General features: G+C 38.6%; 12 protein-coding genes and 1 pseudogene. 7 read left to right on the top strand and 6 right to left on the bottom strand.

What is annotated here, in order from left to right:
- Positions 1 to 181 precede the first annotated feature (181 nt).
- The 7 genes and pseudogenes from ABW51_RS00155 to ABW51_RS00120 all read left to right on the top strand — a co-directional run bounded on the left by ABW51_RS00155 (position 182) and on the right by ABW51_RS00120 (position 5,587).
- Entirely contained in the window at positions 182 to 1,069 is an 888-nt protein-coding gene (locus tag ABW51_RS00155) for a phage antirepressor N-terminal domain-containing protein (protein ID WP_053465039.1), read from the top strand.
- A 112-nt stretch (positions 1,070 to 1,181) separates the two neighbouring features.
- The gene (locus tag ABW51_RS00150; RefSeq protein ID WP_053465038.1) at positions 1,182 to 2,324 is read left to right on the top strand and encodes a baseplate J/gp47 family protein; all 1,143 of its coding nucleotides are present in this window, start codon (positions 1,182 to 1,184) and stop codon (positions 2,322 to 2,324) included.
- Positions 2,324 to 2,899: a DUF2612 domain-containing protein gene (locus ABW51_RS00145; protein ID WP_053465037.1), complete on the top strand. Its 576-nt coding sequence runs from the start codon at positions 2,324 to 2,326 to the stop codon at positions 2,897 to 2,899. The genes ABW51_RS00150 and ABW51_RS00145 overlap by 1 nt, the downstream gene beginning before the upstream one ends.
- Positions 2,900 to 2,908: 9 nt before the next feature.
- Positions 2,909 to 4,741 (top strand): tail fiber protein, encoded by a 1,833-nt coding sequence (locus tag ABW51_RS09660; protein WP_156262535.1) that lies wholly within the window; start codon positions 2,909 to 2,911, stop codon positions 4,739 to 4,741.
- 2 nt (positions 4,742 to 4,743) lie between these two features.
- Positions 4,744 to 4,995 (top strand): annotated as a pseudogene (locus ABW51_RS00130) (hypothetical protein); the annotation flags it as partial.
- Positions 4,996 to 5,009: 14 nt separating this feature from the next.
- Positions 5,010 to 5,330, top strand: a complete 321-nt coding sequence (locus tag ABW51_RS00125; RefSeq protein ID WP_231625690.1) for a hypothetical protein — start codon at positions 5,010 to 5,012, stop codon at positions 5,328 to 5,330.
- Positions 5,309 to 5,587: a hypothetical protein gene (locus ABW51_RS00120; RefSeq protein WP_053465036.1), complete on the top strand. Its 279-nt coding sequence runs from the start codon at positions 5,309 to 5,311 to the stop codon at positions 5,585 to 5,587. Before ABW51_RS00125 ends, ABW51_RS00120 begins: the two co-directional genes overlap by 22 nt.
- A 414-nt stretch (positions 5,588 to 6,001) precedes the next feature.
- Here the strand turns inward: ABW51_RS00120 and ftnA (ABW51_RS00115) are convergent, their stop codons facing one another.
- From ftnA (ABW51_RS00115) to mukE, 6 genes are all read right to left on the bottom strand, one after another.
- Complete coding sequence (gene ftnA / locus ABW51_RS00115; protein ID WP_053465035.1) at positions 6,002 to 6,499, bottom strand: non-heme ferritin; 498 nt, start codon at positions 6,497 to 6,499, stop codon at positions 6,002 to 6,004.
- A gap of 17 nt (positions 6,500 to 6,516) precedes the next feature.
- A complete protein-coding gene (ftnA, locus tag ABW51_RS00110; RefSeq protein WP_005634630.1) occupies positions 6,517 to 7,002 on the bottom strand; it encodes a non-heme ferritin in 486 nt (161 codons plus the stop codon).
- A 691-nt stretch (positions 7,003 to 7,693) separates the two neighbouring features.
- Positions 7,694 to 9,115, bottom strand: a complete 1,422-nt coding sequence (gene sbcB / locus ABW51_RS00105) for an exodeoxyribonuclease I (protein WP_053465034.1) — start codon at positions 9,113 to 9,115, stop codon at positions 7,694 to 7,696.
- 12 nt (positions 9,116 to 9,127) lie between these two features.
- The gene (locus tag ABW51_RS00100) at positions 9,128 to 10,003 is read right to left on the bottom strand and encodes a hypothetical protein (RefSeq protein ID WP_053465033.1); all 876 of its coding nucleotides are present in this window, start codon (positions 10,001 to 10,003) and stop codon (positions 9,128 to 9,130) included.
- Positions 10,004 to 10,073: 70 nt separating this feature from the next.
- Entirely contained in the window at positions 10,074 to 14,606 is a 4,533-nt protein-coding gene (gene mukB, locus ABW51_RS00095; protein WP_053465032.1) for a chromosome partition protein MukB, read from the bottom strand.
- Positions 14,606 to 15,340: a chromosome partition protein MukE gene (gene mukE, locus ABW51_RS00090; RefSeq protein WP_053465031.1), complete on the bottom strand. Its 735-nt coding sequence runs from the start codon at positions 15,338 to 15,340 to the stop codon at positions 14,606 to 14,608. The genes mukB and mukE overlap by 1 nt, the downstream gene beginning before the upstream one ends.
- Positions 15,341 to 15,388: the final 48 nt, after the last annotated feature.

Genomic DNA, 15,388 nt, shown 5'->3' with positions numbered 1-15,388 from the left:
CCTTGTTTGTTTTATTGCCATTAAACATTCATTATACATAACCACATCTTATCTATGCCGAGAGGGCGGAGAATAAAATACCCGAAAGGGGAATAATCCCGGTCGACTGTTTGCGACTTCTGAACCTCTTGGCGATCCTATCAGGTCAAATTTTTTCAGAAACATCAAACAGGAGTCAGAAATGGCTAATCAAATCTCAACCCAAACAATTTCATTCAACAATCAGTCATTAATTACCGTTGAACAAAATGGCAATCACTATGTTGCTATGAAGCCAATTTGTGAAAATATTGGTCTTGCATGGGAACCTCAAGTATTACGTATCAAACGTGATGAAGTTCTTTCTCAAGGTATGATCGTCATGATCATACCTACTAATGGCGGCAACCAAAATATGATTTGCTTACCAATCGAATATTTAAACGGTTGGTTATTTGGAATTGATATTAATCGTTGCAAACCAGAAATCCGTGACACATTAATCAAATACAAAAAAGAGTGTTATCAAGCGTTACATGATTATTGGTTTAATGGCAAAGCAGAACGTAAAACCACAGTAGATGATCGCACAGGCTTACGCAATGCCGTGAATATGCTCGTGAGCAAAAAGGGATTAATTTATTCTGAGGCTTATCATTTAGTCCATCAACGCTTTAATGTGGAATCAATCGAAGATTTAACATTAGAGCAACTCCCTGAAGCAGTAGAGTATGTTCACAGAATCGTGCTTGAAGGTGAGCTTATCACTGAACAGAAAAAAGATGAGCTATTCACCCGTGAATTTACAGAGCATGACCTACAACAGCTCGTTTGGGCGTGGTTCGCTTTATTGCGTGGCACGGAACTTTGCCAAGTACTTCACCCAGCATTAAAACAAATTGGCTCGCACTATGCTGCTTCCGTTTATGGCGTGGCTTACGAATATCGCAATACTCTCCGTCAGGCCCATAACGTATTGACACGCATTACAGAGCAATTTGAATGCGAGCAAGGAAATAACTGGCGTGTCTTAAAATATCTTCGAGCCTATAACCCTAAAGCAACAGGCTTTCAGCTAGACATCCTATAAAACAACGAAAAATCCGACCGCACTTACCGCTTACGGGAAACTGTAAGCGGCTTTGGGCGTGCTTAAAATCACCACCCGATCATTTCCGATCGGGTTTTTTATTGGAGAAAATATGGCAAAACTGATTGAAACAGGCATTCAAATTGAGCGATTAAACGAAATCGTGGCGCGATTTGAAGATGGATTTATACAAATCTATGGGCAGAATATCGACCTATCGCCCAACTCACCCGATGGGCAAATGGTGGGCTTGCTTGCTCAAATGAAAATGGATATTGAGGAGCTTGCCGAGAATGTATATCGACAGTTAGATCCTGATGTTGCGACAGGTGCTTGGCTCGATCAGCGTGTTGCTTATGCAGGATTGATAAGACGAGCAGCAAGCTATAGCTATTTGCGCTCAGTGATTTTGACAGGGGAGCCTTTAACTCACCTTTATGCGGGGATTGTAGTGTCTGACCCACATAAAGTGCGGTGGGTATTAACGGCAGATGTACAGTTAGATAGCAATGGTTCTGCTCGTGCAGACTTTCGTAGCGAAGAATTGGGTGCGTTTAACCTCATAAAAAACACGAATTTGACCATTGAGACCGTTACGCTTGGGCTTACCTCGGCAACCACATTCGAAAATTCCGAAATTGGCGAGGAAGAAGAAACCGACTTACAATTAAGAGAACGTTTTTTCATCAGTCGAACCAAAAATGCGCAAAATTCGGCGGACGCTATCCAATCCAAAATCGCCGCATTGCCTGATGTTAGACAAGTTAAAGTGCTAGAAAATAACACTAAGCAGCGTGATAAATATGGGGTTGAACCTAACTCCTTGAATATTATTGTAGATGGCGGGGCAGATGAGCAAATCGCTCACGTTATTTATGAAAACAAAGGGGCAGGGGTCGGGTTGCAAGGTGCGACAGAAACGACTTTAACGGTAAATGGCGAGCGTAGAGCATTACGGTTCGACCGTGCAACGCCTGTTGATGTGCAAGTATCTATGCGTTGTGTTCGATATGAAGACTTCACCGAAGTAGATAAGGATGAAATCAAACGATTATTATCCATTCAACGCTTTGGCATCGGGCAAAATCTTTCGCTTTCCAGACTTTATTCGCCAATTAATAAAGTGGGTGGTTTCTGGGTGAAAGAACTAAAAATCGGGCGTAAAGGGCAGTCTCTTACCACAGAAAATATTACCGCACAGCCACGTGAATTAATCCGAATTTTAGCAACGGATATAACCATCGAGGTGAAATAATGGGCTATGCTGATTTGTTAATTTGGCAATACCGAAACAAGCCAAAAGCCGTCTCAACGATTAAGCTATTTGAAAACATTATCGGGCAAGGCTTTATCGAGTTATATCGATTGCAAGATGTGTTGAATATTGAAACAGCAACAGGGCATCAGCTTGATTTAGTCGGTAAACACGTCGGGCAATTTCGGGTTATTAATGGCTATCAATTACGTAAATTTTTCGGTTTCCGCAATTCACCCAATGCGCTGGGATTTAGCAAAAAAAGGCTAGGCGGTGCGCAATGGTATCGTAAACGAGACCCACTGTCTGATTATGTCAGATTATCTGATGATGATTATCGATTCTTGATTAAATGCAGAATCCTTAAAAACTACCAAATAGGCACGCTACCAAACTTAATTGAGGCGTGCCTATTTATTTTTGGTGAAGGTTGTCACATCGTGGATAACTACGATATGACCGTCTCTATCTCTGTTCCAAGCGCTATCACATCTGATTTTAAAAAATTCGCAATTAACCACTTAGATATACTGCCACGCCAAGCAGGTGTGCAATATCTTTTCAACCTAATATAGAGGTCACATATGGCATTAGTAAATAAGCCAGATGAAAGCATTTTTGCATCATCTGCAAAACAGGGTGAGGTCGATAATTTCCCCGACTTATTGCGCGGTTGGGGGATTACATTTGACCAAACACAAGGCATCCCTCCTATGGAGTGGTTTAACTTTTTGTTTAAACGACTTGACGAAAAACACACTTATTTAATGCAACGAGGGTTGCCCGAATGGTCTGCTACACAAGACTATACTAAAGGCTCTTGCGTTCAGTTTGAAGGGGTAAGCTACCGAGCATTAAAAAATAGCAAAAATAACAGCCCGAATGAATCAAACTCCCAATATTGGGTGCGTTGGGGGTTTGCGTTGAGTGAGATTGCTCAGGCGACATTAACTCAATATGGGGTAACCCAACTCTACACTGGCTACGATAGCCAAAGCGAAGATTTGGCATTGACGCCTAAAACCGCTTATCAGCTAAAACAGCTTATTGACTCCAATACTCGCTCGCTTGGCAATGTTATCCCCAATAGCAAAAAATCCTCTGCAGTAGATAGCAATAGCGCAGACACTGTGGCAACCAGTGCGGCGGTTAAAACGGCTTATGACAAAGCCATTGCAGCCGAAGAGCTTGCCAATACAAAATGGGCAGCAAAATCAGCAACAGAAACAGAGCCCGGTATTTTACCAATATCGCACAAAACAGATGGAGCAGATAAAAATAAATTTGCCTCCGAATATGCGGTGGGCGAGGCTGCTAAAAAAGGCTTGCCTTTAGGTGCAGTAGTATCATTTCCACGTGCGGTAACAAATCCTGTAGGTTTTTTACGTGCTGATGGTTCTACGTTCAGCCAACAAACCTTTCCAGATTTATATCGGGTGTTGGGTAGCAACAAACTCCCTGATTTAACTCGTAGCGACGTGGGGATGACAGCTTATTTTGCCGTGGATAACATCCCTGCTGGCTGGATTGCCTTTGATGAGATTGCCGCGCAAGTTACCGAGCAGCGTTACCCAGAGTTATATCGTCACTTAGTTGGTAAATATGGCTCCATTGAACGCGTGCCTAAAGTAGCAGATAGATTTTTGCGTAATGCGGGGAATGGCTTGTCTGTGGGGCAAATACAAGAGGATGAGTTAAAACGACATGTGCATAGAGTACCGATAGACTACGATTCTTGGTTCGACGACTCAAGTCAAGGAAGAAATAATTCGTATTTTGACTATACAACATTTACTCATTCTTCAGATTTGTGGAGTGTCAATTATTATGATGATAGAGATGGCGATAATGGTTTTGTTTCACCTAAAAACACCTCTCAAATGGCAACAGGTGGAGATGAAACTCGCCCTAAATCTCTCGTGCTAAAACTTTGCATCAAAGCCCTTAATAGTTTTGATGATGTGGTCTTTTGGATTAAATCCCATGGTGAAGTAACCAATGCTGGTTCGCTTGATGCAGGGCGATTAGCGCAAGGACTGCAAGATAAAGCAGACCGTAATCATACTCATACCGTGAGTCAGATTACGGATTTTAATCAGTCAGTAAGAGAGATAGTTACACAATCTATTACTCAAAATCTAGCCGAAACGGGGTGGTGTAAATTGCCAAATGGGATGATTTTACAATGGGGGCTCGCTGTACTTAACAGAGGATATGGTCGTATAACTGATACTTATATTACCTTCCCGATTAGGTTTCCATCATCTTGTTTTAATGTTGTGATGTCTTACGGAGTGATGACGGATAAACGAGTTACTCAAGACCCAGTTTTAGCGTCGCTAGATCAAACTCGGATGACGGTAAGGCAACAATCAGACCGAGATATTGTTATTTACTGGCGTGCAATAGGAGTCTAAATATGTATTACTATGATAGTGCAAACAAGTGTTTTTTGAGTGACGATATCCATAATATCCCAGCTCATGCAGTACAAATTACCAATGATTTATATAGCACCTTGTTAAATGGGCAAACGCAAGGCAAACAAATCATTGCAGATAAAACAGGCAATCCTGTATTAATTGACCCACAACCCAGTGCAGCACATGTGTTAAATCTTGACACACTTACGTGGGAAATTTCAGCTGAAAACAAACCGCACTTTTTGCACAACAAAAAGAAGGGTTGCTCAATAAGTTAGCGGACAAAGCCGACCAACTTAAAAATGGATTGCTGGCAGGCTATCCACAGACGGAAATTGAAAGTTTTTACCGTCAAGAAAAAGAGGCTCTCGCATGGCAAGCCGACCACAACACACCCACACCGATGCTTTCACAAATTGCGCGTGTACGTGGTGTACCACTGGATATGCTAATTAGCAAAGTGATTGAAAAATCCGCTCAGTTTGCTCAGGCATTTGAAGACCGCTTACTGGCTTTAAAAACGCCCGATGATTTAACCGCACTTGAACAGGAGATTGAAGCATGGATATTCAATGCAAATTAAAACGCTATGGCTATCACGTTGTGATTGCCATAGACCAACTGTTTAACGCCCTCACAGGTGGCGCAGCAGATGAAACCCTTTCTAGCCGAACTTATCGCGCGTGTTTAAAACCACAGCCGAAAAAACGCTGGCGAGTACTATATCGTTTCATAAACGGTATCTTCTTTGATAGCAATCACTGCAAAACAGCCTATGAAAGCGAGGTTTCAGGCAAACAGCATGATGCACGATTTAATAAACTATCCAAAATACAGTAACTGTTTTTAAAATTAAAACGGCGGATAATTCCGCCGTTGTTTGTTCTTATAATTTAACCTATCGTAAGTAGAGTTTCGTTTATATGCAATTGAAATAGAGTGACATTGTAACTAAACTTTGACGTAACTTTGACTTAAAATATAAAAAAGATGGGTAAAATATGAAAATGGTAAATCAAAAAAATGATGTGCAAGTCTTTGATTTAATTATTAATTAATGTATTTTTTACTGATAAATTATGGGATTCAAAATCCGCCGTTGAATAAACGTGTCGGTTCGAGTCCGACCCTAGGCACCACAATTATTTAACCCCGTATAATTTTATACGGGGTTTTTCTTTATAAAATCAATATCTCAAATAAAAAAATAAGCCTAGTGTAATACTAGGCTCATAAATATTTTATACTCTTAGACTAAGCTTCGTTAGCAAGATTACCTAAATCTTTATCAACTAAGAATAAACCTTTACCATCTTCGCCAAGAAGATTCAATTTATCCAAGATGCTACTGAATAATTTTTCTTCTTCATGCTGTTCTGCTACATACCATTGTAGGAAATTAAATGCAGAGTAGTCTTTTTCTTCAAAAGTTTTACCTACTAATTCATTGATTTTACTTGTAATCAATTTCTCATGTTCATAGGTAATTTCAATCACTTCTTTTAATGATTTATATTCGTGTGATGGGGCTTCAATTGCAGAAATTAGAGCAACTGAGCCTGTCTCATTTAAATAAGTGAATAATTTACGCATATGTTGCATTTCTTCAGCAGCATGAGCTGATAAAAATTTTGCAGCACCTTCAAAACCTTTTTGCTCACACCAAGCACTCATTTGTAGATATAAATTAGAAGAATAAAATTCCAAGTTCATTTGGTCGTTTAATAGTTTTACTACATTTGCTGATAACATTTTATTTCTCCTATCTATTATAAAGTTGCTAACTCACGATCAATAAAGAACAACGCTTTACCATCTTCGCCAACAAGGTTAAATCTATCAATAATGCCACTAAATAATTTTTCTTCTTCGTGCTGTTCTGCTACGTACCATTGTAAGAAGTTAAAAGTGGAGTAGTCTTTATTTTCAAAAGTAACTTCAACTAATTCATTGATTTTGGAAGTTACTAATTTTTCATGTTCTAAAGTTGTTTCAAATACTTCTCTTAATGAAGAATAATCGTGCTTAGGTGCATCGATTTTTCCTAGAAGCGGCATACCGCTAGTTTCACTTACATAATTGAACAATTTTTGCATATGTTCTAATTCTTCATCTGCATGACGAAGTAAAAATGCTGCTGCACCTTCATAGCCATGAATTGAGCACCACGCACTCATTTGTAAATATACATTAGAAGAGTAGAACTCTAAATTTATTTGGTCATTCAGCTTGTTTGTGATGATTTGATTAAGCATAACTAATTCCTTTCCATTTGATTGATAAAGTGCAATAAAACTTGACTTGCAATTCTCATTTTAAGCTTACAAATGAGAATTGCAAGTTTTTATTAAAATAAAATTCATATAACCAATTAATTTTAAAAAGAAAAATTAAAAACAATTATTCTCATTTGAATAATCTAGGCGCATAAAATAATTACAATGTCACAATTAAAACTAAAGATGTTAAATCTACTAGCAAATCTTCTGTCAATTTATTCAGATTTCACCTAGCGCAATCCAAATCTAGAATTAAATATTATTACTTTAACTTTTGAATAGAGAAGAAGCAAAGTATCCCTTTTGGCACCTCACAAAAGTTACTTTTACACTTGCTTAATTTAACATAATATACATTATGCGAAATTAGTTATCAGGTTAGCGAAAACTACGGATTAAATAAATCACACAGTTATGCACAAGTCACAGGTACTAGCAAAACAAGACAAAATAAGGCTAGATAACACGTTGTAACGCGTCATTTTATAGAGTTATTGAATGGATGAATTGAAATGTAAAGACAATGTAAAGGTGAAATAAGATAAATCTATGCGATTACGCTACGTAAAATCTGAATAATTTTGGGGATAATTCCTTCCCAGAAAAAACACAAAAAAGCACGTTTTTCTTAAAACGTGCTTTTTGACAAAATGTGACAACGTATTAACTAACCTAGTAGTTTTATACCATATTCATATACTTGTTGTAACAAAGATAGTTTTTCAGGGTTATCTGAATGTTCCTCTGCTAAACGTTGTAAACTTGATTCAAAATCTACCGCACTTTTTTCAAGTTTATTCTGTCGGTATTTTTGCCATTTAATTTGTTCAGCGCGTGTGAGGGTTTTATAAAAATGACGAGCGCGATAATGGAACAATAATTCAGGGATACGTTTATCTTCAAAAGCTAAACCATGTTCAGCTAATTTTTCTGCAGGTAGACTACGTAAAATAGATATATTGTTTTTATCAGCATTGCTGAAAAAGCCATTGTATAGCTCAGTTTCTACGTTATCATTCGCTTCAAATTGACGTTCTTCATTAAAAATATCCGCCACTTTTTCACGAATATCAAAAGATGCTCGTAATTTTGCAAGATTATCCAAGCATAATTGTCGATCAATATCCAAGCGATTTGCTGTTTCTGGCAACAAGGTTTTGGCTGGCGCTAAAATAGGACATTTATTAATATGCACAAGCTTTAATGGAACAGATGGAACTCCCCTTTCTTCTAATTCCGATTTTTTGGTATATAAATCTGTTCGCAATTCATCCGCACTTTTGGCTAATAAATTATCAACATCGCCAGTTAAATCACACACAATTAACGAGTTTTGATTTGTCGGATGCCAAGCTAAAGGTGCAACCCAAGTGCAATTTCCACGATAATTTCCTAGCATTCCAGAAACATGCACTAAAGGCACCATTGCTCCTATATCAACCAACTTTTCAATTTCTTTTTTACCTCGGTTTTCAAAGAAATATTGGAATAATTTAGGCTGTTTTTCTTTAATTAATTTCGCCATAGCAATAGTTGCATATACATCCGCCATGGCATCGTGAGCATTTTCATGCGCAATATCATTTGCTTTAGTGAGTTTTTCTAATCGGAAACTTGGCATTCCATCATCGTCATAAGCCCAATTAATCCCTTCTGGACGCAAGGCATAACAAGCTCGCACTAAATCTAACAAATCCCAGCGTGAATTCCCGTTTTTCCAGCTGTATTCATAAGGATCAATAAAATTACGATAAAACGTATAACGCGTCATTTCATCATCGTAGCGAATATTGTTATAGCCCATGACACAAGTATTGGGTTGGGAAAACTCTGCTAAAATGTTTGCGGCAAATTCAGGCTCAGAAAGCCCTTTTTCATTACATTCTTGTGGTGTAATTCCTGTTACCATTACCGCTTCAGGAGCCGGTAAATAATCGTTGGTTTGTTTACAATAAAACATTATTGGTTCACCAATGATATTAAAATCAGCATCTGTACGAATACCCGCAAATTGCGCAGGACGATCTGTTGCTGGATTTACACCAAAACTTTCATAATCGTAAATAAAAAAGCTGAAATCTTTTGCCATGACTACTCTCTTTTACGCGATGATTTTATCTAAATAATATAGGCAAAAAATAGCTGATAAACTAAAAATAATACCAATCCAATTTAGCTTACTGATTTTTTCTTTAAAAGCTAATGCTCCAGTTATCGTACCTAAACAAATTACGCCGATGTTCATTCCAGCGAAAACAAGCGTCGGATTTCCAGCAAAACTTTGATGAGCTTTTATATAGAATAAAATATTAAAGAAATTCAATACACCTAAAACGATGCCGCCAATTACACTTGATGCTGTCCATTGGGCACGTTTTAAGAATAAATAGATAAACATAACACAAGCTGCCAGCGAGAAGGAAATAAATAATGTTGCAGGAAATGCACCGCCGCTTTTCGCCACTTGCTTGAATAAAATATCAATGATGCCGTAACCAAACCACACACCGATTAATCCTAAAACACCTTTAAAATTCACCGCACTTTGCCCTTGATTTGGCTTAGTTAATAAACAAAACAAACCAATAAAGGCTAATACAACGCCAATGATTTTAGATTGGCTTAGTGTTTCATGAAAAATTAAAAACGCTGATAAAATAGGAAGAAATAACGAAAGACGTTGTGCAGCGTCAGAACGTACAATTCCAGCAAACTCCACCGCTTTTGACATAATAATAAACACGCTAGGTAACAATAAACCTAGCGCTAAAAAAATGGGTGAGTTTTCGCTTTGTACGATGTAATCAGTAAATTCTAAACCTTTAAAATCAGGTTTGAGTAAGAAATAACTGAAGGTGATGGCTGTGATGTAGTTGAATGCGATAGCTTGTTCAATAATGATATTTTTTTTACGAGCTATTTTAAGCAAGACTGAAACAGCTACGCTGCAAAGAATGGCAAGAATAAGATTGTGCATTTAAATTCCTTATATAATTAAAGTACGGTCAAAAAATCTTAAAATTTTAACCGCACTTCCCTTCTATTTTTTATTCTGTCGCACCGAATCCGCGTAAACCAACAACGTGTACATGTTCTTGGTTGCCTGCGATTTTACGTACGAGTTTATAGGTTGTACCTTTTTCCGGGCTAATGTTTTCTGGCGCCGCAATAAGCAACTGCATATCCAAACGTTCGCAAAGTTCGAATAAGGTAGAAATAGATTTACCGTCTAAACGCGCTGCTTCATCTAAGAACAACAAGCGACAAGGCACAATATCTTTACCACGAATTCGACGGCTTTCTTCTTCCCAGCTTTGAACAACCATTAAGAGAATTGACATACCTGTACCGATAGCTTCACCAGTAGAAAGTGCGCCACTTTCTGCACGTAACCAACCATCTGCGCCACGGAATACTTCCACTTCTAGCTCAAGATAATTACGGTAATCTAACAATTCTTCACCAATTGTTTGCGCTGTACGTTGCCCCATATCAATATGTGGATTGATGCGTTGATAGAGCTTCGCCATAGCTTCAGAGAAAGTAATGCGGTTGTCGTTAAATAAGTCTTGATATTCATCTTGCTGACCAGAAAGTGCGTCCAACAACATGGCATGGGTATCACGAATATTCACTACCAAACGAACAGACTTTACTTGACCAAACGAGATGTTTTGCAAACCTTGATTGAGCATACGAATACGATTTTGTTCACGCTGAATCGTTTTACGCATAATATTTGCAACACTTTCAGAACTGATAGCCAATTTTTTCTCACGGCCAGTTAATTCAGCCGTTAAACGAGAAAGCTCAATTTCCATTTGTTCAATGGCATCAATTGGATCATCCGTTTTAATGATGTCTTGACGAATACGTTCACGTAGATGCTGATACACCGCAATAAAGAACCGAACTTTATTTTCAGGTTTACGACTATCTTCAGACATTCTTAGACTATCACGTAGATATTCATTATCTGCCACCGCTGTACGCAACGCACCTAATGCTTTATCCGACATTGAACGTAATTCATCTGCAGATAAATAAGCAAGCTCTCGGCGATTGAGGCGTTTTTCCATATCAGAATTACGTGATAGACGTAAAACTACACACCAACTCACTTTCGCTGCCACCACTAATTCACGTTGAGTCTTATAATCGCGTTCAGTTTTGCGGATTAGACGATTTAAGTTGTCAGCTTCGCTTTCAATTAATGTCAGTTGTTTTTCTACATAAGACCGACGCTGACGGCTCGTTGAAAGTTGTTGATGTAATTCATCACGACGGATACGCGCGCGTTCTTCAGCACCATCATCAGCTCTCACGCCAAGATCGCTAATCTCACCAATCAATTCATTTAAAAGCTGATATTTACTATCGTAAGAACTTTGTAACTGAATTAATATGCGGTTATATTCAGCAAATTGGCTTTGTTTTTGGCGAACTTGCTCACGTTGCGTATCTCGCTGAGCCTGCATTTGTTCTAAACGTTGGCGAAGTTTTTCGTTGAGTTCAGAAGTTTTAGCCTGCCCTGCATCTTCATAACCAAAATGATGTTTACGTTGTACAACATCAGCTAACGCAAATACACGTTGTTGAACTTGTTTTTGACGCTCAATCGCTTGAGTTAATTCATTTTTTAAGCCTTCGTAATTTTCTGGATCACTTTGTAAACTATTGGCAATCGGCTCTAATTGTGACAACGTTACACCATATTGACGAATAAAATATTCATCTTGCTCTGCAATATCTAATTGCTCGCGACATTCTTCAATACGATCAATTAAATCTTCATCAGCTAATACATTGAGTTGTGGAATTAACTTGTTGAGTAATTGCAGTTTTTCTTTTGCATTATCTAATTGAATGCGTAATTGTTGTTCGCCGCTATTAAATTGGTTTAATTCACGATCAATTTCATTGCGTTCGCGATTAATCTCAGACATTAACTCTTCTGGATTTGGCTGGAATGCCAGCGCCAAATGCAACCCAACAAATTGGCTGAAATGTTCGTGTAAACGTTGGCATTTTTGTACATCAAATGCAATTTGGGCATGTTGTTCTGCCACTTCATCACGTTCAATTTGTAATTCTTCTAAACGTTTTTCACGTGCTGCACGCCCAAATAACGGTATTTCAGGGAATCTTGAATAGCGTAATTCACGATCTGAAACTTGCACGACAACACCTAGCTCAAGTTCTTGTGCGGATAATACGCTGTCGTCAAATGCGGTAGGATCACCTTCAATTAAATACAAATCGTCTGGGCAATCTTCTAATTGCGCAAGTTGTTCACGCACAGCATTGAGATCACGCACAACAATAGCATGACGTGCAGGCCCATAAAGTGCGGAGAAATAAGGTGCATCTTCAATGGTTACATCATCGTAAAGCTCTGAAAGCAATACCCCACCAAAACGTTCTGCTAACATATTTAAACGAGGATCTTCTGAACCATCTGGCTGACTTAAACGAGAAATTTGTTCATCTAATTGCAAACGTTTTTGTTCAAGTTGATCACGCTGCATTGTGAGTTCACGCTCTTTCACAAGTTGTGATTGCATAAAGTTCATCACATCTTGGCTATGTTCAAACGTCTCGCCACTTTGTTGCTCTAAACGTTCTAATGCAGCTTGAGCTGTCAGCCATGCCGGTGCTTTACGCGCATTTTCATCATAAAGTGCGGTTAAATTTTCACGTTTTTGACGAAGTGTAGAACGATTTTCCACTTGTTCTGAAAGTTCAGCAGAAATATCTTCAATTAACGCTTCTTGCTCTGCGTGATAATCCTCTAATTCTTCTGCCGTTTGTAAACTTAAATTAGCACGTTGATTAAAATCATTAAGTAATTTGACCGCACTTTGTTGTTGTGCGTAACGTTGCTCAAGTTCATGTAATTTTGTGCGAAGTTGTGGCGTTTGTTGTGCCTGCAATTTTTGGCTTGGATATTCACGTAACAATTCTTTGGCACTTTCCCAGGCTGCAGAACGAGGCATTTCACCTGCAATTTTGCATACCAATTGATACGCTTTATCGAACTGAGATTTCGCTGCTTCAGAAATAGACATTTTGTGCTCAAGCTCAAGTACGGTTTCTGTCAAACTTTCAGCATGTGCTTCAAACTCTGCGTGATAATCTTCCACATTTTTAACACTTAAATCCGCTAAACCGCATAATGTTTTCGCTTTTTCAAGAGCTGTAATGGCTTGTTGATATTGAAGTGCGCGAGTTTGTTGGGCATCTAGTGCTTGTTGATAGTCTGCTAATTGGGCTCGCACCGCATCAATTTCAATTTCAGTTTGCTCAAATTGGGCTTGGCTTTCTTCTAACGCATCATTCGCATCTTCAACCACCATTTTTTGTTCTTCTAAACGCTCGGTGAGTTCTGCAATATCTTCTTGATAACGCGTGATTTTTTCTTGATGACGCAAAGCATTTAGCACTAAGTTAAGATGATCAACCGCACTTTGGTGATCAACTTCTAAAGTACGTTCATTTTCTGCCAATTCAGCCGCTTCTCGACTTAAATCAACTAAACGATGTTGAGATAAATTCTGCTCTGCTTTTGCTTTATACCACTCGCGACGAGATTCTAATGCAGCTTCAATATTGCCACGGCGTTCATTCGCATTGCGCATATAATCTGAAGCAACATAGTTGGTGGTTTCAGTAATTAAATGTTTGAATAAATCGCGATCTGATTGCGTGACCTTAATCGCCTCTAAAGTCATACGGTTCTCACGCAATGCACTTTCCATATCTTGGAAAGCTTTGCGTACGCCTAAATTTTCTGGCAATAAATAGTCACGTAAAGAACGTGTGATCGCACTGGAAATACCACCGTATAAAGATGCTTCGATAAGTTTATAGAATTTGCTGCGGTCTGATGCTGAACGTAAACGTTTAGGAATAATACCTAAATCGAACATCATGCCGTGATAATCGGTGATGGAATGATATTGTTTAAATTGCGCACCAATATTTTCAATTTTATCTTTAAGTTCGTTTAAATTGAGTACGCGTGCTTGACGTTCGCCCACTGTTTCAGTGAAAAGTGCGGTCGGATTTTGAGATAATTCAACGCCCTGAATTGAGAACGTTTTTAAATCAACTTTTTTATCACGACCCGCAATTTGCTGCAGACGCACACCAACAAGAATACGTTGATGACGTGAGTTAATGGTATCTAATACCGCGTAACAAACACCCGGACGCAATTTACCATGTAAACCTTTATCGCGAGAACCGCCTGTGGAGCCAGCCTCTGTTGTATTACGGAAATGTAAAAGAGTTAAATCGGGAATTAATGCTGTCACAAATCCAGCCATTGTGGTTGATTTACCCGCACCGTTACCCCCAGAAAGTGTGGTAACTAATTCGTCTAAATCAAAAGTACGCGCAAAAAAACCATTCCAGTTAATTAAGGTTAAAGAACGGAATTTACCACGCTCTACACCATTATTGGCCGTCATGCTAAAAGGCATAGGTGCTTCAACGATTTCTTCGACGTTTTCATTTTCCATAATGACTTCATCGCTCTCTAATTCGATTTCATTTTCTAATCCAAAAACATCAGACATTATTCTTGTTCTCCGTCAAATTCTTCGTCAATTTCATCCGCACTTTCTGCATCGTTTTCCATTAATTGTGCTTGTTTTTCCAACGCTAAGGATTCTGGTGTTGCCGCTTCTCCATCACGAATAAGTCGAGCTTGTGCTTCTAATGGATCATCTCCGCTACGCACTTCCGCACCAAAACGAAATACAGATTCAGAAATCGTAAATTTCCCACTATTTTGTTCGCCAACAGTTTGAATCATACCTAAACGACGTAAACGACTAATTGCCGCCCGCACTTTTTCTGCCAATTTTTGTTTATCTAGGTCAGAACCACTTGAACGCTGATTAACTGCTTTTAATAATTTTCCTTCATCGGCAAGATTTAATAATTCATCATACACTTCTTGCGTACTAAAAATGCCTTGTTGAGCTAAACGTTCTGGGCTTAAATAAAGATAACAAAGCACTTTACCCACAAGCATTTCCAACTCAGAAAGTACTGAACGCGCAATTAATGTCGTTGCTTTCGGGCGAAGATAGAAAAAGCCTTCCGGTGCACGAATAAGTTCCACGTTATAACGGCGATAGAAACCGTCCAATTCATTTTGGAAATCCATTAAAAATGCGTGATTATCTAAATGCTCCGTGCTGATATGGCGACCGGAACGTAACAGGCTATCCACCGCTGGAAATATTGGATTTGCAATCGCCACAGCGAGTTTTGGGGAAATTACATCTTGAAGGTTGTCTGTCATAGGTTATTTCTCTATTAAAACTTTATTCAGTTACTTTCTTCGTTAATC

It is taken from the genome of Haemophilus sp. C1, from assembly GCF_001276515.1.
Taxonomy (GTDB): Bacteria; Pseudomonadota; Gammaproteobacteria; order Enterobacterales; family Pasteurellaceae; genus Haemophilus.
Note: the sequence above shows the minus strand (reverse complement) of the source record. Positions and strands in the feature narration are given on the sequence as shown.